Annotated in this window: 19 protein-coding genes; 14 read left to right on the top strand and 5 right to left on the bottom strand. The window is 71.1% G+C overall.

Annotated elements, in window-relative coordinates:
* Positions 1-64 precede the first annotated feature (64 nt).
* The 13 genes from FM076_RS25855 (at position 65) to FM076_RS25915 (ending at position 17548) form a co-directional block, all read left to right on the top strand.
* On the top strand, positions 65-1072 hold the full coding sequence (locus FM076_RS25855) for a carbohydrate ABC transporter permease (protein WP_173875014.1): 1008 nt from the start codon (positions 65-67) through the stop codon (positions 1070-1072).
* Between the two features lie 13 nt (positions 1073-1085).
* A complete protein-coding gene (locus FM076_RS25860; protein ID WP_173873307.1) occupies positions 1086-1991 on the top strand; it encodes a carbohydrate ABC transporter permease in 906 nt (301 codons plus the stop codon).
* 238 nt (positions 1992-2229) lie between these two features.
* Positions 2230-3492, top strand: a complete 1263-nt coding sequence (locus tag FM076_RS25865; protein WP_173873308.1) for an extracellular solute-binding protein — start codon at positions 2230-2232, stop codon at positions 3490-3492.
* A gap of 52 nt (positions 3493-3544) precedes the next feature.
* Positions 3545-4489, top strand: a complete 945-nt coding sequence (locus tag FM076_RS25870; RefSeq protein WP_180218686.1) for a carbohydrate ABC transporter permease — start codon at positions 3545-3547, stop codon at positions 4487-4489.
* On the top strand, positions 4489-5394 hold the full coding sequence (locus tag FM076_RS25875) for a carbohydrate ABC transporter permease (RefSeq protein WP_173873310.1): 906 nt from the start codon (positions 4489-4491) through the stop codon (positions 5392-5394). The genes FM076_RS25870 and FM076_RS25875 overlap by 1 nt, the downstream gene beginning before the upstream one ends.
* 232 nt (positions 5395-5626) lie before the next feature.
* On the top strand, positions 5627-6811 hold the full coding sequence (locus FM076_RS25880) for an ROK family protein (protein WP_173875015.1): 1185 nt from the start codon (positions 5627-5629) through the stop codon (positions 6809-6811).
* 331 nt (positions 6812-7142) lie between these two features.
* Complete coding sequence (locus FM076_RS25885) at positions 7143-8255, top strand: substrate-binding domain-containing protein (RefSeq protein WP_173873311.1); 1113 nt, start codon at positions 7143-7145, stop codon at positions 8253-8255.
* Between the two features lie 43 nt (positions 8256-8298).
* A complete protein-coding gene (locus tag FM076_RS25890; RefSeq protein WP_173873312.1) occupies positions 8299-9105 on the top strand; it encodes an ATP-binding cassette domain-containing protein in 807 nt (268 codons plus the stop codon).
* 62 nt (positions 9106-9167) lie between these two features.
* Complete coding sequence (locus tag FM076_RS25895) at positions 9168-10448, top strand: sugar ABC transporter permease (RefSeq protein ID WP_428815172.1); 1281 nt, start codon at positions 9168-9170, stop codon at positions 10446-10448.
* A gap of 439 nt (positions 10449-10887) precedes the next feature.
* Complete coding sequence (gene dxs, locus FM076_RS25900; protein WP_173873314.1) at positions 10888-12825, top strand: 1-deoxy-D-xylulose-5-phosphate synthase; 1938 nt, start codon at positions 10888-10890, stop codon at positions 12823-12825.
* Between the two features lie 91 nt (positions 12826-12916).
* Positions 12917-14548 carry an ArnT family glycosyltransferase gene (locus FM076_RS25905; protein ID WP_173873315.1) on the top strand — a complete coding sequence of 544 codons (1632 nt, stop codon included), beginning with the start codon at positions 12917-12919 and terminating at the stop codon, positions 14546-14548.
* Positions 14549-14786: 238 nt separating this feature from the next.
* A complete protein-coding gene (locus FM076_RS25910) occupies positions 14787-15239 on the top strand; it encodes a type VII secretion target (protein WP_173873316.1) in 453 nt (150 codons plus the stop codon).
* A complete protein-coding gene (locus tag FM076_RS25915; RefSeq protein ID WP_173873317.1) occupies positions 15236-17548 on the top strand; it encodes a hypothetical protein in 2313 nt (770 codons plus the stop codon). The genes FM076_RS25910 and FM076_RS25915 overlap by 4 nt, the downstream gene beginning before the upstream one ends.
* Before the next feature lie 67 nt (positions 17549-17615).
* Here FM076_RS25915 and FM076_RS25920 read toward each other — a convergent pair whose 3' ends face one another.
* The 5 genes from FM076_RS25920 to FM076_RS25940 form a co-directional block, all read right to left on the bottom strand.
* Positions 17616-19736 (bottom strand): 3-hydroxyacyl-CoA dehydrogenase NAD-binding domain-containing protein, encoded by a 2121-nt coding sequence (locus FM076_RS25920; RefSeq protein WP_173873318.1) that lies wholly within the window; start codon positions 19734-19736, stop codon positions 17616-17618.
* Between the two features lie 2 nt (positions 19737-19738).
* Complete coding sequence (locus FM076_RS25925) at positions 19739-20953, bottom strand: acetyl-CoA C-acyltransferase (protein WP_173873319.1); 1215 nt, start codon at positions 20951-20953, stop codon at positions 19739-19741.
* A gap of 110 nt (positions 20954-21063) precedes the next feature.
* Positions 21064-22326, bottom strand: coding sequence for an HRDC domain-containing protein (locus tag FM076_RS25930; RefSeq protein WP_173873320.1), 1263 nt, complete (start codon positions 22324-22326; stop codon positions 21064-21066).
* Positions 22327-22498: 172 nt separating this feature from the next.
* Positions 22499-23179 (bottom strand): LuxR C-terminal-related transcriptional regulator, encoded by a 681-nt coding sequence (locus FM076_RS25935; RefSeq protein ID WP_173873321.1) that lies wholly within the window; start codon positions 23177-23179, stop codon positions 22499-22501.
* A 368-nt stretch (positions 23180-23547) separates the two neighbouring features.
* Positions 23548-24219 carry a DUF3000 domain-containing protein gene (locus tag FM076_RS25940; RefSeq protein WP_173873322.1) on the bottom strand — a complete coding sequence of 224 codons (672 nt, stop codon included), beginning with the start codon at positions 24217-24219 and terminating at the stop codon, positions 23548-23550.
* Between the two features lie 74 nt (positions 24220-24293).
* Here FM076_RS25940 and hemE point away from each other — a divergent pair, with 74 nt between their 5' ends.
* Positions 24294-25412 (top strand): uroporphyrinogen decarboxylase, encoded by a 1119-nt coding sequence (hemE, locus tag FM076_RS25945; protein ID WP_428815020.1) that lies wholly within the window; start codon positions 24294-24296, stop codon positions 25410-25412.
* The last annotated feature ends 10 nt before the right edge of the window (positions 25413-25422 follow it).

Consider the following 25422-nt stretch of genomic DNA (forward strand, 5'->3'; position numbering starts at 1 on the left):
GGAGAAGCGGAGCGGCGTGAAGACTGACAAACGGCCGGCCCGGGGCGGGCCGGTGACACAGAGAATGGTCCCGTGGCGGAAACTCCCGGCGCGCGACAAACTGGCCTTCACGGTCGCGGTCCTGCTGCCGCCCCGGTTCACCCCGGCGCGCGTTCGCTGCGACCGCAGATACCGGACGCTGGACACCTATCGGTTCATCCTCGGATTTCTGATCCTGCCGCTGCTCTTCTACGCGGTCTTCGTCGTCTCCCCGTTCCTCCAGGCGATCTACTACTCCTTCACGGACTGGGCGGGCGGCGCGACGGCGAACTTCGTCGGCGGCGACAACTACGTGAAGATGTGGAACGACGAGCGGTTCTGGGAGTCGCTCAAGTCCAGCCTCCTGCTGCTGGTGATCGTCCCGCTGATCACCCTCGCGCTCGGTGTCTTCCTCGCCTACATGATCACCGCGGGCGGACGGCACCGCAGGGGGGAGGCGATCTCCGGAGTCGCCGGCTCCTCCTTCTACAAGATCGTCTACTTCTTCCCCCAGGTGCTGTCCATCGCGCTGATCGCGGTGGTGTGGCAGCAGGTCTACAGCTCCCGCAGCGGCCTGCTGAACGGGGCGCTCGGCGCGGTGGGGCTCGACGGGCTGGAGCAGCGGTGGCTGGGCGGCGACTACAAGCTGGCGCTGTTCTCCACCATGGCGGTGATCGCCTGGAGCTTCGTCGGCTTCTACGTCGTGCTCTTCTCCGCCGCCATGGGCGCCATCCCCAAGGACATCTACGAGGCGGCACTGCTGGACGGCGCCGGCCGGGTCTCCACCTTCTTCCGGGTCACGCTGCCGCTGATCTGGGACACGGTGCGCACCGGCTGGATCTACATGGGTATCCAGGCCCTCGACGCCTTCGCCGTGGTGCTGATCATGGTGCCCAAGCACGCGCTGAAGGTCACGCCCGTCTACCTCTACGAGCGTTTCCGCGAGGGCCAGTTCGGCTACGCCACGGCCACCGGCGTGGTGCTCCTCGCGCTGAGCATGGTCTTCACACTCCTCGTGATGAGGATCGGGCGCCGTGACCAGATCGAGTACTGAGAAGCGGGAAGCGATGAGTGCCGAACCCCTGAGTGCGGACGCGGTGACCGGCAAGGCGGCCCCCTCGGGCGCCGCCCCCGTCGGACGCGGCGAGAACAGAACACTGAACGCCTTCTCGCACGTGTTCCTGCTCGTGTGGGTCGTCATGGCGGCGGGCCCGCTGGTGTGGGTGGCGCTGACCGCCTTCCGGCCGACGGCGGACTTCCTGGACGACCCGCTGGGCCTGCCCACCTCCCCGCACTGGGAGAACTTCGTCCACGCCTGGACCGACGCGAAGATCGGCCGGTACGCGCTCAACTCGCTGGTGATCCTGGCCGGCTCGCTGACCGGGACGATGCTGCTGGGCTCGATGGCCGCCTATGTCATCGCCCGCTTCACCTTCCCCGGCAACCGGTTCATCTTCCTGCTGTTCGCGGGCGGCATGATGTTCCCGGTCATCCTGGCGCTGATCCCGCTGTTCACGATCATGGACAACATGTCCCTGCTGGACACCAGGCCCGGGCTGATCGTCGCGTACATCGCCTACTCGCTGCCGTTCACCACCTTCTTCCTGACCTCCTTCTTCCGGACACTGCCCACCGGTGTCCAGGAGGCAGCCATGATCGACGGTGCCTCGCACACCCGGACGTTCTTCCAGGTCATGCTGCCGATGGCCAAGCCGGGTCTGGTCAGCATCGGGATCTTCAACTTCCTGGGGCAGTGGAACCAGTACCTGCTGCCGCTGCTGCTCAACAACGACGACGAGAACGCCTACGTCCTCCCGCAGGGGCTGGCGGCCCTCACGGTCTCCCAGGGCTACGCGGGGGACTGGGGGGCCCTGTTCGCCGGGCTGACCCTCGCCATGGTGCCGGTGCTCGTCGTCTACGCCGTCTTCCAGCGCCAGGTGCAGGCGGGCCTGACCGCCGGCGCCCTGAAGTAGGGGCCGACGGGCCGCCGAACCGGGCGCCGGAAGCGGTGATTTCAGGTTGGCCACGAAAGTGGCCTAGACCTGTCGAGGCGGAAAGTGCCATGGATAGTCTCTGCGCCGTAGCGGCACGGGGACCACCGCGCGAAGCGGCCGAGAGCACCTCCGCCGGGGTGCGCGGGGGATCCGGGTGGCGCCGGAGTGACGCACCAACTGCGAGCAAGTCGACACCGATGTCGAAGGGTTGAGCAACATGAACAAGAGAGCAGTGGCGGCCGGTGCCGCGGCGCTCGCCATGGCACTGAGTGTGACCGCCTGTGGCGGTGACAGCGGGAGCTCCGGGGACAAGAACACCATCAAACTCGTGGCGGCCGACTACGGCGACAAGAAGTCCAACGCGTCCAAGATCTACTGGGACGCGGTCGTCAAGGACTTCGAGAAGCAGCACAAGGACATCAAGGTCGACGTCCAGGTCATCAACTGGAACGACATCGACAAGCAGGTCAAGACGATGATCCAGTCCGGCAACGTGCCGGACCTGCTGCAGACCGGCGGCTACGCCGACAAGGTCGCCGACGACCTGCTCTACAAGGCCGACGAGGTCCTCTCGGCCAAGACCCGCGAGAACCTCATACCCTCGTTCGCCAAGGCCGGCGAGGTCAAGGGCACCCAGTACGGCATCCCGTGGGTCTCCTCCACCCGTGTCCTCTTCTACAACAAGAAGGTCTTCAAGGAGGCGGGGATCAAGAACCCGCCGAAGACCTGGGACGAGCTGGCCGACGCGGCCGAGAAGATCAAGAAGTCCAAGGCCGCCGACACCCCCTACGCGCTTCCGCTGGGCCCCGAGGAGGCGCAGGGCGAGAGCCTGATCTGGGAGCTGGGCAACGGCGGTGGCTACACCGACGGCAGCGGCAAGTACACCATCGACAGCAAGAAGAACGTCGAGACCTTCCACTGGCTCCAGGACAACCTGGTCAAGCCCGGTCTGACCTACTCCAACCCGGCCACCACCGAACGCAAGACCGCCTTCGCGGACTTCGCCGCGGGCAAGGCCGGCATGCTCAACGGCCACCCGAGCCTCGTCCAGATGGCCAAGTCGGGCAAGGTCGACTACGGGGTGACCACCATCCCCGGCAAGGACGGCCCGCTGAAGTCCACGCTGGGCGTCGCCGACTGGATGATGGCCTTCAAGGACGGCGGCAAGCAGAAGCAGATCAAGACCTTCCTCGACTTCGTGTACGCGAAGAAGATGCTGAAGTTCGACGAGATGTACAACTTCATGCCGGTCACCAAGGACGCGCTCGCCACGATGAAGTCCAACGGCAAGCACAAGGACCTGGAGCCCTTCTTCGACGAGCTGCCGAAGGCCGAGTTCTACCCGCTGGGCGACCCGTCCTGGGACGTCGTCTCCGCCGAGATGAAGAAGACCGGCGGCAAGGCGGCGAAGGAGGACCCGAAGAAGGTCCTCGGGGACCTGCAGAAGAAGGCGGAGGAAGCGGCGGCGAACACCAAGTAAGCCGCGGCCCGCACTGCTTCGCACCTCCGTACCGCAAGGAGACCCCGTGTCACTGAAGGCCCCGCCGTCCCCGGCCAGCGAGCGCCGGGGGCGGGGCGGGCAGCCCGCCCGGCCGGCCCCCCGCTCGCGCGGCGGGCTGGCCCGGCTCGGCCCGCTCCCCTGGATAGCCCCGGTCGTCCTGCTCATCCTCGCCGTCGTCGTCTGGCCCGTCATCGAGCTGGTGAGGACCTCGTTCCTCAACATCAGCATCGCGGGGATCGTGCGCGGGTCGGCCGGCACCGACAAGTACCGAAAGCTCCTCGACGAGACGGACTTCGGGCACGTCATCGGCTGGACCGTCCTGTGGACGGTCGTGGTGGTCGGCGTCACGATGCTCGTCTCGCTGGGGCTGGCCCAGCTGTTCAACCAGCAGTTCCCCGGCCGCCGCCTCACCCGCTGGGCCCTCATCGCGCCCTGGGCGGCCTCGGTCCTGATGACCGCCATCGGGTTCAAGTGGATGCTCAACCAGACCGCGGGCATCCTCAACACCGTGATGCTGGACCTCGGCATCATCGACAAGTCCAAGGACTGGCTGGGCTCGGCGGGCACGGCCTGGCCCTGGATGATGTTCGTGGCGGTCTTCGTCTCGCTGCCCTTCACCACCTACACCCTGCTGGCCGGGCTCCAGACGATCCCCGGCGAGGTGTACGAGGCGGCACGGATCGACGGCGCCGGGCCCTGGCAGACCTACACGGGCATCACGCTGCCGCTGCTGCGGCCGGCGTTCCTGGTCGGTGTGGTCATCAACCTGATCAACGTCTTCAACTCGTTCCCGATCATCTGGGCGATGACGCAGGGCGGCCCGGGCAGCGACACCGCGACGACCACCGTGTTCATGTACAAGCTCAAGGAGACGGACCTCGCCGAGTCCGCGGCGATGTCGGTGGTCAACTTCGCGATGGTCGTCGTGCTCGTGCTGGTCTTCCTGAAGGTCAGCCGCTGGAACGAGGAGGACTGATGGCGACCGCAACCCGGACCGCCGGGCCCGGCCCCGTCAAGGAGGGGCCCGCCGGCGGCAGCAAGCGAGGCGCCCGGGCGCCCAGGCGCACCTTCCGGCCGCGCACCCTGGTGATCACCGCCGTGGCGTGGTTGCTCGCCGCCCTCTTCCTGGCCCCGTACCTGGAGATGATCGTCACGGCGCTGCGGCCCGCCGACGAGCTGCGGGACCGCACCTATCTGCCGGACAAGCTGGACTGGTCGAACTTCATCGACGTGTGGAAGGAGTCCTCGCTCGGGGACAACCTCCAGGTCACGCTGCTGGTCGCGGGCGGCTCCACGCTCCTGGTGCTGCTCGTCTCGCTCCCGGCGGCGTACTACACGGCACGGATGCGGTTCAAGGGTCGCAAATGGTTCCTGCTGCTGGTGCTGGTCACCCAGATGTTCCAGCCGACGGCGCTGCTGGTGGGCCTCTACCGCGAGTTCTACCAGCTGGACATGCTCAACTCGGTCTGGACGCTGATCCTGACCAACGCCGCGTTCAACCTCGCCTTCGCCGTGTGGATCCTCACCGCCTACATCGGGTCGATCCCTCCCGAGCTGGAGGAGGCGGCGATGGTGGACGGGACCAGCCGCTTCGGGGCGATGATCAAGGTGACTCTTCCGCTGGCGCTGCCCGGCGTCGTCACGGCCGTGATCTTCACCTTCATCTCGGCCTGGAACGAGTTCGTGATGGGGCTGACGCTCTCCACCGAGCCGTCCAGCCAGCCGCTGACGGTCGGGATCAACAACTTCATCGGTGCCTACACGGTGCAGTGGAACTACCTGTTCGCCGCGTCCGTTGTCGCCATCATCCCGGTGGTCGTGCTGTTCGCCTTCATCGAGCGGCACGTGGTCTCCGGCCTGACGGCGGGTTCCGTCAAGTGAGGCGGAGCCGCGAGGGATGAGGCGGGCCGGGGCGGTCACCGCCCATGGCACATCGTGCGGGTCCCCGGCCTCCCGGGCCGGGGACCTGGCGCGTTCGCTCCGCTCACCTCCGTATGATGAGCCACAAATGAGCACCAGCCCCCGCCGATCGAGCTCGAGGGACTTGACGGGGACTTCCGCCGGGGCTCTGCTTAGGATTCATATGTTGGAGACAAGCGGGGAGTGAACAGTGGTGGAGACTCCGGGGTCGCAGTCCTCGCTGCACAGGGCGAACCTGGAACGCGTCGTGCGGGCCGTGCGGATGGCCGGGTCCCTCACCCAGGCGGAGATCGCCCGCACCACCGGGCTGTCGGCCGCGACCGTCTCCAACATCGTCCGTGAGCTGAAGGAGGCCGGGACCGTCGAGGTCACCCCGACCTCCTCCGGTGGCCGCCGGGCCCGCGCGGTCTCGCTGAGCGCCGAGGCGGGCATCGTCGTCGGCGTCGACTTCGGCCACTCCCACCTGCGCGTCGCCGTCGGCAACCTGGCCCACACCGTGCTGGCCGAGGACGCCGAGCCCATCGACGTGGACGCCTCCGCCGACCAGGGGTTCGACCGCGCCGAACGCCTGGTGCGCCGGCTGGTGGCGGAGAGCGGCATCAGCCCCGGCAAGGTCATCGGCATCGGGCTGGGCGTGCCGGGCCCCATCGACATCGAGACGGGAGTACTCGGCTCCACCGCCATCCTCCCCGGCTGGGCCGGCACCAACCCGCGCGACGAGCTGGCCGCCCGGCTCGGCGTCCCCGTCTACGTCGACAACGACGCCAACCTCGGCGCGCTCGGCGAGCAGGTGTGGGGGGCCGGCCGCGGCGCCCGGGACCTGGCCTACATCAAGGTAGCCAGCGGCGTCGGCGCCGGACTGGTGATCAACGGCCAGATCTACCGCGGCCCCGGCGGCACGGCGGGCGAGATCGGCCACATCACCCTGGACGAGTCGGGGCCGGTCTGCCGCTGCGGCAACCGCGGCTGCCTGGAGACGTTCACCGCCGCGCGGTACGTGCTGCCGCTGCTGCACTCCAGCCACGGCACCGATCTGACGATGGCGCGCGTGGTGCGGCTGGCCGCCGGGGGCGACCCGGGCTGCCGACGGGTGATCGCCGACATCGGACGCCACATCGGCAGCGGCGTCGCCAGCCTCTGCAACCTCCTCAACCCCTCCCGGGTCGTCCTCGGCGGCGATCTGGCCGAGGCCGGTGACCTGGTGCTCGACCCGGTGCGCGACTCGGTGGCCCGGTACGCCATCCCCAGCGCGGCCCGCCGGCTGACGGTCCTGCCCGGCGAACTCGACAGCCGCGCCGAGGTGCTGGGCGCCCTGGCGCTGGTCCTCGACGAGATGGGCGACAGCAGCCTGGTGGACGCCACGTCGACTGCCGCCTGAGCCCCCGGAAAGGAGCGCGGGGAACGGCGCGCCCAGCCACCACGCGGCCGCACCCGCGCACCGGCCTTGCCGACCGACAGCGGCGGGACCGCTCCATCTCCTGCGCCCTGCCGCCGCTGAGGGCCCGCGCCGCCCCCGGGTACGCCACCGCTGTGGCTGAGAGCACCGTTCCCCGCGCCCCCTTCGGGGCGCCCTGGCTTCCCGCCTTCAAAGAATGGCATCGTTGTCATCTCGTTAAGTGTTTGCTTATTGACCCCCTGTACCGAGGCGGAGTTGACTTCCCGCGACTCCGGCCACCCGGCCGGCCCCGGCCCCGTCAGGGAGGTCCCCCATGCACGCAGCGCTGCGCGGCATCGTCTTCGGCACCGTCACACTCTCTCTCGCCCTCACCACGGCCGCCTGCGGCAGCGCCGACCAGGCGGACGGCAAGGACAGCGGCAAGGACAAGAAGGGGCCGCTGACCATCGGGCTGCTGCTCCCGGAGAACCAGACGGCGCGTTACGAACGCTTCGACAAGCCGCTGATGGAGAAGAAGCTCAAGGAGCTGGCCGGCGAGGACACCAAGATCCTGTACGCCAACGCCAAGCAGGACGCCAATCTCCAGCAGCAGCAGGTCGACACGATGATCACCAAGAAGGTCGACGCGCTGATCCTGGACGCGGTGGACGCCAAGTCCATCTCCAGCTCGGTGAAGAAGGCCGAAGGCGCTGACATCCCCGTCGTCGCCTACGACCGGCTGGCCGAGGGCCCCATCAAGGCGTACACGTCCGTCGACAACCCCCGGGTCGGCAAGATCCAGGCCACCTCGCTCCTCAAGGAGATGGGCGACAAGGCCGGCAAGGGCAAGATCGTCATGATGAACGGCTCGGTCACCGACCCGAACGCCAAGATGTACAAGGACGGCGCCCACTCCGTCCTCGACGGCAAGGTGAAGGTCGGCAAGGAGTACGACACCAAGGAGTGGAAGCCGGAGAACGCCAACGAGAACATGAAGGGCGCCATCTCCTCGCTCGGCAAGAAGAACATCGTCGGCGTCTACTCCGCCAACGACGGCATGGCGGGCGGCATCATCACCGCCCTCAAGGGCGCCGGTTTCAGCAAGGACGAGATGCCCCCGGTCACCGGCCAGGACGCCGAACTCAACGCCGTGCAGCGCATCCTGTCGGGCGAGCAGTTCATGAGCGTCTACAAGCCGTACGTGCCCGAGACCTCCGCGGCGGCCGAGTTCGCCGTCGCCCTGGCCCGCGGCGAGTCGGTGGACAAGATCGCCTCCTCCACGACCGACAGCGAGTCCGCCAAGGACGTCCCGACGAAGATCGTCACCCCGCTCCCGCTCGTCAAGGACGACATCAAGAAGTACGTCGGCAAGTCCGGCTTCTTCACGGCCAAGGAGATCTGCACCGCCAAGTTCGCGAAGGCATGTGACGAGGCGGGCATCAAGTAATCCCGCCCCTCGGCAGGAACACCCCGCCCCAGGCGGTGAAGGAGTGATTCACGTGACCGCTACGCCCGTGCTGGCGTTGCGCGGGATCTCCAAGCGGTTCGGCGCCGTGCAGGCGCTCACGGACGTCGATCTGGAGATCCACCCCGGAGAGGTCGTCGCACTGGTCGGCGACAACGGCGCGGGGAAGTCCACGCTCGTCAAGGCCATCGCGGGCGTCAGCCCGGCCGACGAGGGGCGCCTGGAGTGGGACGGCAGGCCCGTCCGCATCGAACGGCCGCACGACGCCCAGGCGCTGGGCATCGCGACCGTCTACCAGGACCTCGCGCTGTGCGACAACCTCGATGTCGTCGGCAACCTCTTCCTCGGCAACGAGGTGAAGGCGCGCGGGGTGCTGGACGAGGTCGAGATGGAGCGCCGCGCCCGCGAACTGCTGGCCACCCTCTCCATCCGCATCCCCAGCGTCCGCATCCCCGTCGCCTCGCTCTCCGGCGGCCAGCGGCAGACCGTCGCCATCGCCCGCTCCCTGCTGGGCGAACCCCGGGTCGTCATCCTCGACGAGCCCACCGCCGCGCTCGGTGTCGAGCAGACCGCGCAGGTCCTCGACCTGGTCGAGCGGCTCCGGGAGCGGGAGCTGGGGGTGCTGCTGATCAGCCACAACATGGCCGACGTACGCGCGGTCAGCGACCGGGTCGCCGTCCTGCGCCTGGGCCGCAACAACGGGACCTTCACGGTGAGCGAGACCACCCAGGAGGAGATCGTCTCCGCGATCACCGGCGCGACCGACAACGTCGTCACCCGCCGTAACGCCCGTACCGCACGCAACGCGCGCACCACGGAGGTGCACCAGTGACCACCGGCACCCCCACCGACGGCACGCCGCCCACCGAAGGCACGCCGCCCACCGGCAAGGCGGTGGACGTGGAGAAGGCCCCCGCGGTGACGGAGGACGCCACCGCCGCCGCGGCGGCCCCTGTCGACACCGTCGACCCGCGGCTGCTGGTGCGCCAGCGCGGCTTCGCCGGCTACCTCGGCGACCTGCTGCGCCGGCTGCGCAGCGGCGAACTCGGCTCCGTCCCGGTCGTCGTCGGACTGCTGATCATCGCCGTCGTCTTCCAGCTCCAGGACTCGGCCTTCCTCAGCTCCAACAACCTCAGCGACCTGTTCGTCCAGAGCGCCGGCACCGGGCTGATCGCCGTCGGCATCGTCTTCGTGCTGATCCTCGGCGAGATCGACCTGTCGGTCGGCTCGGTCAGCGGCATGTCGGCCGCGGTGCTCGCCGTCCTCAATATCAACCACGGCGTGGACGAGGGGCTGGCCGTCCTGCTGGCCGTGCTCACCGGTATGGCCGCGGGCGCCGTCCACGGCTTCTTCTTCGCCAAGATCGGCGTCCCCGCGTTCGTGGTCACCCTGGCGGGCCTGCTCGGCTGGAACGGGCTGATGCTCCAGATCCTCGGGCCCAGCGGCACCATCAACCTCGACGACGACGGCATCGTCGCGCAGCTCACCAACCACTACTTCGCCGACAAGGCCGCCGCCCTGGGCCTGGCCACCGTCTGCGTGCTGGCCTTCCTCGGCTTCTCGCTGCTGGACGCGAGGCGCCGCAAGGCGGCCGACGTGCCCAGCCGCCCGCTCAGCGAGATCGTGCTGCGCACCGTGGTGCTGGCGGTACCCGCGTACGCCGCCGCCTTCGTCTTCAACTCCTACAAGGGGCTGCCCCTGGCCGTCGTCATCTTCGTGGGCGTCGTGGTGGCGGGCGACTTCGTGCTGCGCCGCACCACCTACGGCCGGCAGGTCTTCGCCGTCGGCGGCAGCAGCGAGGCCGCCGCGCGGGCGGGCATCAACGTGCCGATGGTGCGGATCACGGTGTACGCGCTCGCCGGGACGATGGCCGCTGTCGGGGGCCTCTTCTTCGCCTCCCAGATCAACGCCGCCAACCAGTCCTCCGGCGCGGGCAGCCTGCTGATGAACTGCATCGCCGCCGCCGTGATCGGCGGCACCAGCCTCTTCGGCGGGCGCGGCAAGACCTGGTCCGCACTGCTGGGTGCCCTGGTCATCCAGTCGATCAACTCCGGCATGGCCCTGCTGGGGACCGGCTCCGCCGTCCGCGACATGATCACCGGCGCGGTGCTGCTGGCGGCGGTCGTGATCGACTCGGTGTCGCGGAGGACTCAGAAGACCGCGGGCCGGGCGTAAGCGGAATCGAACGCCTGGCGGAAACGCCCGTCGACTCGTCACACGCCGTAGCCGTTCCACCCGTGCCCGGGGCCCGGACAGGCCCCGGGCACCTGCCGTGGTGGCTTTGCCCACGCCGCCCGCGCAGTGGCCGGGACGGTGCGTATCCGCCGGTAGAGACGGTGTGAGATACGTGGCAGCTGCCGCCGCGAACGTGTGGAACGCCCCGTCCGGGGGAACGCCGTACCAGTCCCGCCCGCCCCGGCGGGGCACGGCATTCGTGTGACTGAGAAGGCACCGGTCGGTGAGTCCGGATGGCAGCGGAACATTAGACTCGTGAGGCACTGCCCCCAGACTCCGTCCGGGTGGTACCCCAGGCCGAGGGTCGGGGGAGGAATCGGCTCGGTCCGACAACGACGGCTCGATAGCGTTCGATCACGCTCGAAGCAAGGAGGTACGGGTGGCGTTGCTGACCCGCATCAGGGGACCACGCGATCTGGACCGGCTCACCCCGGAGCAGCTGGAGGAGCTGGCCGAGGAGATCCGCACCTTCCTGGTGGAGGCGGTCTCCAAGACCGGCGGTCACCTGGGGCCGAACCTCGGTGTGGTCGAGCTGACCATTGCCCTGCATCGTGTTTTCGATTCGCCGGTGGACCGGATTCTGTGGGATACGGGGCATCAGTCGTATGTGCACAAGCTGCTTACGGGGCGGCAGGATTTTTCGCGGTTGCGGGCGCGGGGTGGGTTGTCGGGGTATCCGTCGCGGGCGGAGTCGGCGCATGATGTGATCGAGAATTCGCATGCGTCGACGGTGCTGGGGTGGGCGGATGGTCTGGCGAAGGCGAATGAGGTGCTGGGCCGTGGTGACCATGTGGTGGCGGTGATCGGTGATGGTGCGCTGACCGGTGGGATGGCGTGGGAGGCGTTGAACAACATCGCGGCGGCGAAGGACCGTCCGCTGGTGATCGTGGTGAATGACAACGAGCGGTCGTATTCGCCGACGATCGGGGGTCTGGCGAATCATCTGGCGACGTTGCGTACGACGGACGGGTATGAGCGGTTTCTGGCGCGGGGGAAGGATGTGCTGCACCGGACGCCGGTGGTGGGCAGGCCGTTGTATGAGACGTTGCACGGGGCGAAGAAGGGGTTGAAGGATTTCATCGCGCCGCAGGGGATGTTCGAGGATCTGGGGCTGAAGTATGTGGGCCCGATCGACGGGCATGACATCGCGGCGGTGGAGTCGGCGTTGCAGCGGGCGAAGCGGTTCGGGGGGCCGGTGCTGGTGCACTGCCTCACCGAGAAGGGCCGCGGCTACCAGCCCGCGCGCCAGGACGAGGCCGACCAGTTCCACGCCGTCGGCGTCATCCACCCCGACACCGGCCTGCCCGTCAAGACCTCGGGCGCCGACTGGACTTCCGTCTTCAGCGACGAGATGGTCAAGCTCGGCCGGGAACGCGAGGACATCGTCGCCATCACCGCGGCGATGATGCGGCCCGTCGGACTCCACGCCTTCGCCCAGGAGTTCCCCGACCGCGTCTACGACGTCGGCATCGCCGAGCAGCACGGCGCGGTCTCCGCCGCCGGGCTGGCCACCGGCGGGCTGCACCCGGTCTTCGCCGTCTACGCGACCTTCCTCAACCGCGCCTTCGACCAGCTGCTGATGGACGTCGCCCTGCACAGGTGCGGCGTCACCTTCGTGCTGGACCGCGCCGGGGTCACCGGCTCCGACGGCGCCTCCCACAACGGCATGTGGGACATGTCCATCCTCCAGTGCGTGCCCGGACTGCGGCTGGCCGCGCCCCGGGACGCCGACCAGGTCCGCGCCCAGCTCCGCGAGGCCGTCGAGGTGGACGACGCGCCCACGGTGGTGCGCTACTCCAAGGGCGCCGTGGGCCCGGCCGTCCCCGCGGTGCGCCGGGTGGGCGGCATGGACGTGCTGCGGGAGCCGGCGGCCGACGCGGGCGCGGACGTCCTGCTGGTGTCGGTGGGCGCCCTCGCCCCGATGTGCCTGGAGATCGCCGGCCTCCTCGACAAGCAGGGCATCACCACCACGGTCGTGGACCCGCGCTGGGTCAAGCCCGTCGACGAGGCGCTGCCGCCACTGGCCGAGCAGCACCGGGTCGTCGTCACGGTCGAGGACAACAGCCGGGCGGGCGGCGTCGGTTCGGCCGTCGCGCAGGCGCTGCGGGACGCGGGTGTCGATGTGCCGCTGCGGGACTTCGGCATCCCCGAGCGCTTCCTGGACCACGGGTCCCGCCAGGAGATCATGACGGAGATCGGGCTCACCGCGCCCGACATCGCGCGCCAGGTGACGGGGCTAGTCGCCAAGCTGGACGGCCGCGGGACCGGCCCGAGCGGCCCCCAGGTGTCCGCCTGGGAAGGCGCCACACCCTCCTGACACCTCGCCGGCGCCTCCCTTCCGCCGCCGCACGACGAGCGGAGGGGAGGCCGCCGCGGGCGCGGTGGCGGCCCTCGCTACATTGAGACCCATGCCGCAGTCCCGTACCGCCGAGCGACGCACCGCGGCGCCCGTGACACAGCCGAACTGGACGCGGCTGGTCGCCATCGTGGCGGCGCTGACGGTGCTCACCCGGCTGCCCTCCTTCGTGCGCACCCCCTGGAACCCCGACGAGGGGTTCCTCGCCACGCAGGCGCGGCAGCTCGCGGACGGCGGCGAGCTGTACCACACCGTCGTCGACCGGAAGCCGCCGCTGGTCCCCTGGCTCTACCGGGGCGCGTTCGCCGCCTTCGGGGACGACTCGCTGTGGCCGGTGCGCGTCGTGGCGATCCTCGCGGTGCTGGCCGGCGCGCTGCTGGCCGCCTCCGTCGCGGCGCGCCGCTGGGGAGAGCGCGCGGCGTGGACGGCGGGCATCTGCTACGTCTTCCTGTCGGTGGGGCTCGATCCGGAGGACACCCAGGCGGCGACGTTCGAGGTCTTCATGCTGCCCTGGACGGTGGCGGCCTTCTGGTGCGCCGAGCGGTCGCGCTGGCTGGGGGCCGGGCTCGCCGTGGCCGCGGCGATGCTCTCGAAGCAGACCGGTGGAGCCGTCCTGCTGCCGGTGCTCGTACTGCTGTGGCAGCAGCGGGCAGGCTGGGGTGCGCTGGCGCGGGTCTGCGGCGCCGCGGCGCTCCCCCTGGTGGCCACCGCCCTCGCCTTCGGCCCCGGGCGGTTCCTGTACTGGATCGCCACCGGCTCCGGCGCCTACCTGTCCGCCGACGGAGCCGGGCTCAAGCCCCTGCTGCGCGCACTCGGCGGGCTCGGCCTGCTCACCCTGTCCGCGCTGCCCCTCGTCGTGGCCCTCGTCCACGCCGTACGCCGCCGCTCGGCCGGGCGGGCCACCCCCGGGAGCGGGTACGGCGACGGGGACCGCGCCGGAGGCGGGCACCCGGGCGACGGCTCCAAGGACCGGCTCCCGCTCGCCGGCACCGCCGACCTGTGGATCTGGCTCGCCGCCTCGCTCGCCGCCGCCACCGTCGGCCTCCAGTTCTTCGGGCACTACTTCCTCCAGCTGGTGCCGCCGCTGGCCGTGCTGGGCGCCGCCGCCGTGAACGAGCTGTCGGCCCGCGCCGCGACCGCCGCGCTCGCCGCCACCACCCTGGTGGCCTGCGGCTACGTCGGCTGGGGCTTCACGGCCGGCCGCACCGAGCTGGACCACGCGCACCGGCTGGCCGACACGGTGCGCTCCTACACCCAGCGCGGCGACCGGGTGCTGCTGTGGGGCATGCACCCGGAGGGCTACTGGCTGGCCGGGCGCACCCCCGCCTCCCGCTTCCTGACGGCGGGGTTCCTCACCAACTTCAGCGGCGGCCGGGGCGAGGCGCGGGTGGGGGAGCGGTACGCGATGGAGGGCGCCTGGCCGCAGTTCGAGAGGGAACTGCGCCGCCGCCCGCCCGAGCTGATCGTCGACGACTCGCGCGGCAAGGAGTACGGCGTCCGGCGCACCCCCACTCTCCGCCGCCATCTGGGCCGCCACTACGAGAAGGTGGCGACCATCGACGGCTCCGAGTTCTATCTGCTCTCCCGGCCGACGGAGCGCACCCCGTCCCCGCGTACGTCCACGCCGCGTACGTCCACGCCCCGCACCCCGGCGCCGCGCACCCCGGACCCCGCCGTGCGCTGAGCGTTCCGGTCGCGCCGTCCCCGGCCGCCGCGCGCCATGGTGGCCGCCCCTCCCGCTGCTGTCCGCGTCCACCGGCCGTCCCGCCGGGCCCCGTCGCGGCCCCCGGCTGTCAAGATTCCGCTCCCCGGCTGCTCGCCCGCTGTTCTCCCGGGCCCGCTACGGTCGCCGTTCCGCGTGGGTGCGCCGGACTCCGCACACGGCCGGCGCCCCAGCACAGCACGAACCGCAGGAGGACAGCGTGTCGTTCGACGAGGAGTGGGCCGGGCTCAAGGCCGCGTACGCGCCCGACAGTACGGCCCGCATGCGGCCGGCCGGAGCGGGCCGCCGCGGGGGAGGCGGGGTGCCGGGCCCGCGGAAGAAGCTCGACGTGACGGCCGGCGTGCTGCGGGGGCGCGCCGGCCGGACGGAGGCCGTCCGCGGGCGGTTCCTCAAGGCCGACGACGAGGTGATGCGCGAGACCGGGCAGGTCACCGGCAGCCTCAAGGGCTTCCGCACCGACGCGGCCGTCGCCGTCTTCCAGGAGCGCTGGCGCGACCAGATGGCCTACGTCAGGGACCAGTTCACCGGCACGGCCACGGCGCTGCGGGACGCCGCGAGGCTGTTCACCACCGAGGACCACGGGCGCGAGCGGGACATCGACGCCCTCCGTGACGGCCGCGCATCCGGCGACGACCGCGGAGCCCGCCCATGAGCGGGGGTCCCGGCTACACCGACGTCCGGCACGCGAACCTGACCCCGCTGGACGAGGCCGTCACCAAGTGGAAGAACGCACCGGGCACTCTCTCCCAGGTCGCCACCGACTTCGGCACCGAGGTCACCAAGGGCCTGGCCGACTCCGGCTGGGAGGGCGAGACGGCCCGGGCGGCGTGGCGCAGATTCCGTCTCGTCAAGGCGCAGCTGCTGGCGGCCCAGGAGGAGGCCCGCCGGGTCCACACGGTGCTCTCCCAGGCGCTGGAGAAGTTCCGGGCGGCCCAGGAGGACCTCAAGGCCATCGAGGACGAACTGGAGGGGCACGCGCACCTGAAGCTCGACCAGCGCGACGGCTCGGTGCGGCTGGAGCTGACCGCCGAGGAGGAGCCGAAGCGCACCGCCTGCACCAAGGCGTACCAGGAGGCCCTCGCCTCCTACCGGGACCGCACCCGCGCCGCCCTCGAGAGCGCCGACACCGCCGACCGGGACCTGGCCCACGCGCTGACCGCCGATGTGAACGGTACGGCACGCGGCTTCAACGACCGCGCGTACGGCAGCCTGGAGGCGGCCCGCGCACAGGTGGCCGCCGATCTGAGGGAGGCACTGCGCCTGGCCGGCGCCGAGCAGGGCACGATGACCTCCGACCAGCTGGGGCGGCTCACCATGCTGGTGACGCGGCACAGCGGTGACGCCGAGTTCGCCGAGCGGTTCGCCACCACGCTCGGGGCCGAACGCACCCTGAAGCTCTGGTACAACGCCACCCACCCGCGCAGCCTCGACCACCCGGACACCGAGATCGACGAGACGGAGTGGTGGAAGTCGGCCTGCACGCTCCAGAAAACCCTCGGCACCACCCTGGCCACCGCCTCGCACGCCGACAGCCCCGCGATACGGCGCTGGCAGCAGGAGGTCATCGCCCTGGGGGACCGGCGCGTGGCGACCTTCGCAACCACCCACCCCTTCGGCTTCCAGCTGATGAGCAACCTGATGCGCTCGGGCACCTGGGATGCGGGCTTCCTCAACCGGTACGGCGACACGCTCCTCGCCTGGGACGAGAAGCTCAACACCCGTGACGGCTACGCCTACTGGGCCAACACGGCCGACTCCGACACCCTCGACCTGCTCGGCGGCGGCCGGGGAGCAGGCGACACCGGCCACGACGCCGCCATCGGGTTCCTGGAGGCGCTGGGCCGCAACCCCGAGGCGGCGACCACCTTCTTCGCCCGGCCGGCCGGCGTCAGCGGTGCCGTCGACCGCGGCAGCGAACTCAACGGCCACCTCGCCTGTCTGACGAGCGAGCGCAACTGGGTCTTCGACGGCAACACCCGGGCCGGCCCCCGCGAACTGGCGGGCCACGAGGCGCTGGGCCACGCGCTCACCGCGGCGACGACCGGCTACGCGTGGGACGATCCGCTGCTCACCGGAGAGAAGCCGGAGATCTTCGCGCACGGCGGGGACCGGCGCACCGCCGCGACGGCGGGAGTGATGGAGCAGGTCGTGCACGTCTACGGCGGCGAGGACGGCCCCCGGCTGCTGCACGAGCAGGCCGCCCTGGCGCCGGCTCTCGGCGCGATGGGCGGCTCCTATGTGGACGACCTCAACCGCGGCGTCTCCGGCGTGGGCGACTCGCTGCGGAACACCGGCGCCTTCCCGCCGGCGTACCGGGGCGCGGCCGGCTTCGGCCGCGACCAGGCCGTGGACTTCCTCAGCGTCCTCGGCCGGCACGAGACCTCGCACGGGCTGATGAACCAGGCCGAACACCTCTACACGCTCGACCGGTTGGCGGAAAAACCGCCGTCCGAGAGCGAGGAGAACTGGACGGCGGGACGGCGCGTGCTGCTGACGGAGGCCGAGGTGCGCGGGACGCTCGACCACGCGCGCGTCCGGCAGATCGAGGCCCGGTACGACGCCGAGTCCGCCGCCGCGCAGGACTCCTACCGGCAGTCGGCGAACTGGACCCGGGTCGGGATGAGCGCCTCGGCGCCGGCGATTGCCAATGGGGTGCTCAATGTGGTGGGAAAGAGCGGGCCGTGGGGAGTGGTGATCCCCATCGCGCAGGCGAGCGGGGTGGAATTCGCGAAGCTCTTCCACGACGACGCCGTCTTCGGCGGACCGCGAAATCCCGACCCGCCGCAGAACAAGGACCAGTTCTTCGCCCGCGGCGAGCGGGATTTGGGCGCCACCGCACAGAAGTACCTCATCGATTCCCGGCACGGCGGTGACGTGACGGGTGATCTCGCCGACGACATCAAGAGCACATACCTGGCCGTCGGCCCCCAGGGCAACGCCTACGAGGGCCGTGAACCGTAGGTGAAGTGAGCGCCACCCGTGCCCCGCCCGTCCCGTCTCCTGCCGGGACGGGCGGGACCGGGATTCCTCACGCCGGGACGCTCGCCAGGCCCGGCTCCAGGAAGCGGCGGCCGGTGACGCGCTCGCTGACGCCCTCACGGTCCAGGTACGGCGTCACCCCGCCGAGGTGGAAGGGCCACCCGGCGCCGGTGATCAGGCACAGGTCGATGTCCTGCGCCTCGGCGACCACACCGTCGTCCAGCATCAGCCGGATCTCTTCCGCGATGGCGTTCAGCGCCCGCTCGCGCACCTGCTCCTCGGTCAGCACCGTCTCCCCGGTCCGGAAGAGCCCGGCGACCTCCGGATCCAGCTCCTGCGTGCCGGGCACGTACAGGTTGCGCTTGCCCGCCTCGACGACGCGGCCGAGGTTCTCCGAGACGGCGAACCGGTCGGGGAAGGCGGCGTGCAGAGTGCCCGCGACGTGGTGCGCGACGGCCGGGCCGACCAGTTCCAGCAGCTGGATCGGCGACATCGGCAGGCCCAGCGGGGCCAGCGCCCGGTCGGCGACCTCCACCGGCGTGCCCTCGTCGATGGAGCGCAGCACCTCGCCCAGGAACCGGGTCAGCACCCGGTTGACGACGAACGCGGGCGCGTCCTTGACCAGCACGGCGGTCTTCTTCAGCTTCTTGGCGACACCGAACGCGGTGGCCAGCGCCGCGTCGTCGGTCTTGACGCCCCGCACGATCTCCAGCAGCGGGAGGACGGCGACGGGGTTGAAGAAGTGGAAGCCCACGACCCGCTCGGGGTGCTTGAGCTGCGAGGCCATCTCGCCGACCGACAGCGAGGAGGTGTTGGTGGCGAGGATGGCGTGCTCCGGCACGACCGCCTCGACCTCGGCGAACACCTTCTGCTTGACGCCCATCTCCTCGAAGACGGCCTCGATCACGAAGTCGGCGTCCGAGAAGGCGGCGGCCTTGTCCAGCGAGCCGGTCACCAGCGCCTTGAGGCGGTTGGCCTTGTCCTGGTTGATGCGGCCCTTGAGCAGCAGTTTGTCGATCTCCTCGTGGCAGTAGGCCACGCCCTTGTCGACGCGCTCCTGGTCGATGTCGGTCAGCACGACCGGCACTTCCAGACGGCGCGCGAACAGCAGACCGAGCTGCGAGGCCATCAGCCCGGCGCCGACGACCCCGACCTTGGTGACCGGCCGCGCCAGGTCCTTGGACGGGGCACCCGCCGGGCGCTTGGCGCGCTTCTGCACCAGGTTGAAGGCGTACAGTCCGCTGCGCAGCTCGCCGCCCATGATCAGGTCGGCCAGCGCCTGGGTCTCGGCCTCGAAGCCCTGCCGCAGGTCGCCGTTCTTGGCGGCGGCGATGATGTCGAGGGCCCGGTAGGCGGCCGGGGCGGCGCCGTGCACCTTGCTGTCGGCGATCTGCCTGCCGCGCTCGACGGCCGCGTCCCACGCCTCGCCGCGGTCCACCTCGGCGCGCACGACCTCGATCTCGCCCTTGAGGACGGCCGCCGTCCAGCGCAGCGACTCCTCCAGGAAGTCGGCGCCCTCGAACAGGGCGTCGGCGATACCCAGTTCGTAGACCTGCTCGCCCTTGAGCTGCCGGTTCTGGTTGAGCGAGTTCTCGATGATGACGCTGACCGCGCGCTCGGCGCCGATCAGATTCGGCAGCAGCGCGCAGCCGCCCCAGCCGGGCACCAGGCCGAGGAAGACCTCGGGCAGTGAGAAGGCCGGCAGCGCGGCGGAGACGGTGCGGTAGGTGCAGTGCAGACCCACCTCGACGCCGCCGCCCATCGCCGCGCCGTTGTAGTACGCGAACGTGGGCACGGCCAGGTTGGCCAGCCGGACGAAGACGTCGTGGCCGCCCTTGCCGATGGCGACCGCGTCCTCGTGCCGCTTCAGCAGCTCGACGCCCTTGAGGTCGGCACCGACGGCGAAGATGAACGGCTTGCCGGTGAGCCCGACGCCCTTGATCTCGCCGTCCGCGGCCTCCTTCTCCACCTGGTCGAGGGCCGCGTCCAGGTTGGCCAGCGACTGCGGGCCGAAGGTGGTGGGCTTGGTGTGGTCCAGCCCGTTGTCCAGCGTGATGAGGGCGAAGCGCCCCGCCCCGCCGGGCAGGTCGAGGTGGCGTACGTGCGCCTGCGTGACGACCTCGTCCGGGAAGAGCGCGGCCGCGCCCTTCAGCAGCTCAGCGGTGCTCATGCTCACTTGCCCTCCCAGTGGGGGTTCTCCCAGATGACGGTCCCGCCCATGCCGAAGCCGACGCACATGGTGGTCAGGCCGTAGCGGACGTGCGGCTGCTCCTCGAACTGGCGGGCGAGCTGAGTCATCAGCCGCACACCGGAGGAGGCCAGCGGGTGGCCGAAGGCGATGGCGCCGCCGTACTGGTTGACGCGCGGGTCGTCGTCGGCGATGCCGTAGTGGTCCAGCAGCGCGAGCACCTGGACGGCGAACGCCTCGTTGATCTCGAACAGGCCGATGTCGTCGATGGACAGACCGGCCTTGGCCAGCGCCTTCTCGGTGGCCGGGACCGGGCCGATGCCCATGACCTCCGGCTCCACACCGGCGAACGCGTAGGAGACCAGCCGCATCTTGACCGGCAGCCCCAGCTCGCGGGCCACGTCCTCGGCGGCGATGAGGGAGGCGGTGGCACCGTCGTTCAGGCCCGCGGCGTTGCCCGGGGTGACGCGGCCGTGCGCACGGAAGGGCGTCTTGAGCCCGGCGAGGTTCTCCAGCGTGGTGCCCGGCCGCATCGGCTCGTCGGCGGTGGCCAGGCCCCAGCCCGTCTCCCCGCCCTCGGGGGAGGTGCGGCGGATGGAGATCGGCACCAGATCCGGCTGGATCTTGTCGTTGGCGTACGCCTTGGCCGCCTTCTCCTGGCTGCGCACCGCGTAGGCGTCGGCGCGCTCCTTGGTCAGGTGCGGGAAGCGGTCGTGCAGGTTCTCGGCGGTCATGCCCATGAACATCGCGGACTCGTCGACCAGCTTCTCCGACACGAAGCGCGGGTTGGGGTCCACGCCCTCACCCATCGGGTGCCGGCCCATGTGCTCGACGCCGCCGGCGACGACCAGGTCGTAGGCGCCGAAGGCGATCGACCCGGAGGTCGTCGTGACGGCCGTCATCGCGCCCGCGCACATCCGGTCGATGGAGTAGCCGGGCACGGTCGGCGGCAGCCCCGCCAGGATCCCGGCGGTCCGGCCCAGTGTCAGGCCCTGGTCGCCGATCTGCGTGGTCGCGGCGATGGCGACCTCGTCGATGCGCTCCGGAGGCAGGTCGGGGTTGCGGCGGAGCAGCTCGCGGATGCACTTGACGACCAGGTCGTCCGCGCGGGTCTCGTGGTAGATGCCCTTGGGGCCCGCCTTGCCGAACGGTGTGCGAACGCCGTCGACGAAGACGACGTCCCTTGCGGTACGAGGCACGTTGGCTCTCCTCCAGGTGCGGCCGGGGGTCGGTCGACCCCCATGCTACTTGCCGGTAACCACCTGGCAAGGGCCGACCTGGGGCAGGGGCGCACGTCACACCGGAACGTCTACGCGGAGACCGTCAGCGCCGCCCGCAGCAGCTGAGCCGTCTGCCCGATCTGCCACTCGCGCGCCCCCAGCGCGCGCAGCGCCCCGGAGACCGACTCGAGCGTGATCTCGGCAGGCGGCTCCCAGCACAGCCGGCGCACCGTGTCCGGGGTCAGCAGGTTCTCCTGCGGCAGATTCAGCTCCTCGGCGCGCTCGGTCACCGCGGCACGGGCCGCCGACAGCCGGGCCGCGGCCGCCGGGTCCTTGTCGGCCCAGGCGCGGGGCGGCGGCGGGCCGTGGGTGGCCTGGCTCTGCTGCGGCAGCTCCTCCTCGGGCAGGGCACGCGCCCGCTCGACCGCCGCGTGCCACTGGTCGAGCTGCCGGCGGCCCATCCGCTGGCCGAACCCGGGCAGCGCCGCCAGGGCCCGGGCGCTGGTCGGCATGGCCAGCGCGGCCTCCACGATCGCCGCGTCCGAGAGCACCTTGCCCGGCGAGACGTCCCGCTTGCGCGCCACCGCGTCCCGCGCCTGCCACAACTCCCGAACGACGGCCATCTGACGGCGCCGCCGCACCTTGTGCATACCCGAGGTGCGGCGCCACGGGTCCTTGCGGGGCGGCGGCGGGGCGGCGGCGGCGATCGCCGCGAACTCCTCCTGGGCCCACTCCAGCTTGCCCTGCCGCGACAGCTCCACCTCCAGCGCGTCCCGCAGGTCCACCAGCAGCTCGACGTCGAGCGCCGCGTAGCGCAGCCACGGCTCGGGCAGCGGGCGGGTGGACCAGTCGACGGCGGAGTGCCCCTTCTCCAGGGCGTAGCCGAGCACGTTCTCCACCATCGCGCCGAGCCCCACCCGGGCGAACCCGGCGAGCCGCCCGGCCAGCTCGGTGTCGAAGAGCCGCGTGGGCCGCATGCCTATCTCGCGCAGGCACGGCAGGTCCTGGGTGGCCGCGTGCAGCACCCACTCGCTGCCCGCCAGCGCCGCGTCCAGGCCCGACAGATCAGGGCAGGCGACAGGGTCGATCAGCGCGGTGCCCGCGCCGGCGCGGCGCAGCTGCACCAGATAGGCGCGCTGTCCGTAGCGGTAACCGGAGGCGCGCTCGGCGTCCACCGCCACCGGCCCGCTGCCCGCCGCGAACGCCTCGGTCACCCGGGCCAGCTGCTCGGCCGTGGCGGTGACGGGCGGGATGCCCTCGCGCGGTTCCAGGAGTGGGACCGGCGCCGGGGCGGAGTCCTGGACAGGGGCCTGAGCTGCGGGGGCTGATGCGGTCTCTTGGGCGTCGGTCACCAGTCAAGAGTAGCCGCGCGCGCACGAAGCCGGGCGCCCGCCGAGGGAACGTTACCTCGACGGGCGCCCGGAAAGCCGAACGGTGCGGGAGCCGAACGGCGCGGAGGGGACGGGGAGTGGAGCGGAGGACGGCGGACGGAGGGAGAAGGAGGCGGGAGGGGAGGGGGAGCGGTCAGTGGATGATGCCCGTGCGCAGGGCGACGGCCACCATTCCCGCACGGTCGCCGGTGCCCAGCTTGCGGGCGATGCGGGCGAGGTGGCTCTTGACGGTGAGCGCCGAGAGGCCCATCGACACGCCGATGGCCTTGTTGGACTGCCCCTCGGCCACCAGCCGCAGGACCTCCACCTCGCGGCCCGACAGCTCCCGGTACCCGCCCGGGTGCCCCGGTCCGCCGGGTCCGCCGCCCGGCCTGCGGTGCATCCGTGCCGCCGCGGCGGCACCGATCGGGGCCGCACCGTGCCGGGTCGGCAGCGGGCCGCCCAGGTTGGTACGGGTGCCGGTGACGACGTAGCCCTTGACGCCGCCGGCCAGTGCGTTGCGTACGGCGCCGATGTCGTCGGCGGCGGACAGGGCGAGCCCGTTGGGCCAGCCCGCCGCTCTGGTCTCCGACAGCAGGCTCAGGCCGGAGCCGTCGGGCAGGTGCACGTCGGCCACGCAGATGTCGCGCGGGTTTCCGACGCGGGGACGGGCCTCCGCGATGGACGACGCCTCGATCACGTCCCGGACACCGAGAGCCCACAGATGGCGGGTCACGGTGGAGCGGACGCGGGGGTCGGCCACGACGACCATGGCCGTCGGCTTGTTCGGGCGGTAGGCGACCAGGCTTGTGGGGTGCTCGAGGAGAACAGACACCGGGCCTCCTGCAGGGAGTGGCTGTGGGGGACGGAACCGAACGAGTCGGGTATTCCGTGTGAAGGGTCACAGACTCCTTCGGCACCTTCTCCGCACCTCTTTAGAGAAAGATCACGAATTAGTGACCCGAATTTCCACAATCCCGTTTCCGGCATTTTCCTCCGGAGGAAAACATTCCTTTGTCTACACGGAGACCGGCCGGGCGGCCGGGTGAATTGAGTGAGGTTCTTTGTAGACAAAACACCGCACCGGCGGGATCCGGTCCCGTCGGTGCGGTGGAGGAAGAGGGAGACGAGGGGGCTGGGGAGGGGAGAAGGGGAGAGGGAGGGGAGCGCGGAGGGATCAGGCGGGCGGCCGGGCCGCCGGGGTCAGCGCGGCCCCCGGCGCTGGGGCAGCTGCACGACCGAGGTGCCCTCGCCCGTCTCCGGCGGCAACCCCGCGCACTGGCAGAGCAGTTCGCACCAGGCCGTCAGATGTGCCGCGGCGTCCGGGGCGGTGCCCTCGGGGGTCCAGCTCGCGCGGATCTCCAGCACCTCCTCGGCGGCACGCTCGGCGAGCCCGCCGAAGAACGCCGAGCTGGACCGGGTCACCGTCCCGCTCGGCTCCGTGTAACCGGCGCTCCGCGCCTCCAGCGCCCCGGTCAGCCACGACCAGGTCACCTCGGGCAGCAGCGGATCGCCCGCGATCTCCGGCTCCAGCTCGGCCCGGCACAGCGTGACGACCCGGAAGGTGCCGCGCCAGCCGTCCTGGCCCTGCGGGTCGTGCAGCAGCACGAACCGTCCGTCGGCCAGCTCGACCGCCTCGTCCTCCGGCTCGTTCACGGTCGCCTCCAGGGCGAAGGCGAACGGTGCCAGCCGCTTGGGCGGCGGCAGCGGTGTGAGGCGGACCTCCGGACGCGGCCGCGTCTCGCTCAGGGCGGTCACGGCCGCCTGGAAAGGGGGCGGGAAGGAGTCCCCGCCGCCGCCACCTGAGCCGCCCGTTCCGCCGGTGCCTCCCACTCCGTCGAAGCCTCCCGCCTTCGCCGCCCGCGCCGCAGTCATGGCCCGAAGAGTAGGCGGAGGCCGCGCTTCAGGCCGGTAGGGACACCCCGTTCGGCCGTGGGAGACTTCTCCGCGTGAGTGGAAACGACCGCCCTACGGGCAAGCCGATCCAGCCTACGCAGACCCACGACGCCGCGCCGAGCGGTGCCGCCGCGCCGAACGCCGCCCACGACTCGGCGTTCCTGCGCGCGTGCCGCCGCGAACCGGTGCCGCACACGCCGGTGTGGTTCATGCGGCAGGCGGGCCGCTCGCTGCCCGAGTACCGCAAGGTGCGCGAGGGCATCGGCATGCTGGACTCGTGCACGCGGCCCGACCTCGTCGCCGAGATCACCCTCCAGCCGGTGCGCCGCCACAAGGTGGACGCCGCCGTCTACTACAGCGACATCGTCGTTCCGCTCAAGGCCATCGGCGTCGACCTCGACATCAAGCCGGGCGTCGGCCCCGTCGTCGAGAAGCCGATCCGCTGCCGCGCCGACCTGGAGCGCCTGCGCCCGCTCGACCCCGAGGACGTCGCGTACGTGACGGAGGCCGTCGGCATCCTCACCCGCGAGCTGGGGCCCACTCCGCTGATCGGCTTCGCGGGCGCGCCCTTCACCCTGGCCAGCTATCTCGTCGAGGGCGGCCCCTCCAAGAACCATGAGCACACCAAGGCGCTCATGTACGGCGACCCCGAGCTGTGGGCCGAGCTGCTGGACCGGCTCGCCGGTATCACCGCCGCCTTCCTCAAGGTGCAGATCGAGGCCGGGGCGAGCGCCGTGCAGCTCTTCGACTCCTGGGCCGGCGCGCTCGCTCCCGAGGACTACCGCCGCAGCGTGCTGCCCGCCTCGGCGAAGGTCTTCGAGGCCGTCGCCCCCTACGGCGTGCCCCGTATCCACTTCGGGGTGGGCACCGGCGAGCTGCTGCGGCTCATGGGCGAGGCGGGCGCCGATGTGGTCGGCGCCGACTGGCGGGTGCCCGTGGACGAGGCGGCCCGGCGCGTCGGCCCCGGCAAGGCGATCCAGGGCAACCTCGACCCCGCGGTCCTCTTCGCCCCCAGGGGCGCCGTCGAGCGTGCGGCCGGCCGGGTGCTGGAGGCGGCGCGCGGGCTGGAGGGCCACATCTTCAACCTCGGCCACGGTGTCCTGCCGGACACCGATCCGCAGGCCCTGACGGATCTGGTGTCCTACGTGCACGAGGCGAGCGCCCGCGCCTGAGCCCGCCTGG

The sequence above is a fragment of the Streptomyces albus subsp. chlorinus genome (assembly GCF_013302895.1).
Taxonomy (GTDB): domain Bacteria; phylum Actinomycetota; class Actinomycetes; order Streptomycetales; family Streptomycetaceae; genus Streptomyces; species Streptomyces chlorinus.

Coding starts and splice junctions, on each gene's coding strand:
- FM076_RS25865 (WP_173873308.1), top strand. CDS start 2,230: ATGAACAAGAGAGCAGTGGCGGCCGGTGCCGCGGCGCTCGCCATGGCA.
- FM076_RS25860 (WP_173873307.1), top strand. CDS start 1,086: ATGAGTGCCGAACCCCTGAGTGCGGACGCGGTGACCGGCAAGGCGGCC.
- FM076_RS25885 (WP_173873311.1), top strand. CDS start 7,143: ATGCACGCAGCGCTGCGCGGCATCGTCTTCGGCACCGTCACACTCTCT.
- FM076_RS25940 (WP_173873322.1), bottom strand. CDS start 24,219: ATGACTGCGGCGCGGGCGGCGAAGGCGGGAGGCTTCGACGGAGTGGGA.
- FM076_RS25915 (WP_173873317.1), top strand. CDS start 15,236: ATGAGCGGGGGTCCCGGCTACACCGACGTCCGGCACGCGAACCTGACC.
- FM076_RS25920 (WP_173873318.1), bottom strand. CDS start 19,736: ATGAGCACCGCTGAGCTGCTGAAGGGCGCGGCCGCGCTCTTCCCGGAC.
- FM076_RS25875 (WP_173873310.1), top strand. CDS start 4,489: ATGGCGACCGCAACCCGGACCGCCGGGCCCGGCCCCGTCAAGGAGGGG.
- FM076_RS25905 (WP_173873315.1), top strand. CDS start 12,917: ATGCCGCAGTCCCGTACCGCCGAGCGACGCACCGCGGCGCCCGTGACA.
- FM076_RS25855 (WP_173875014.1), top strand. CDS start 65: ATGGTCCCGTGGCGGAAACTCCCGGCGCGCGACAAACTGGCCTTCACG.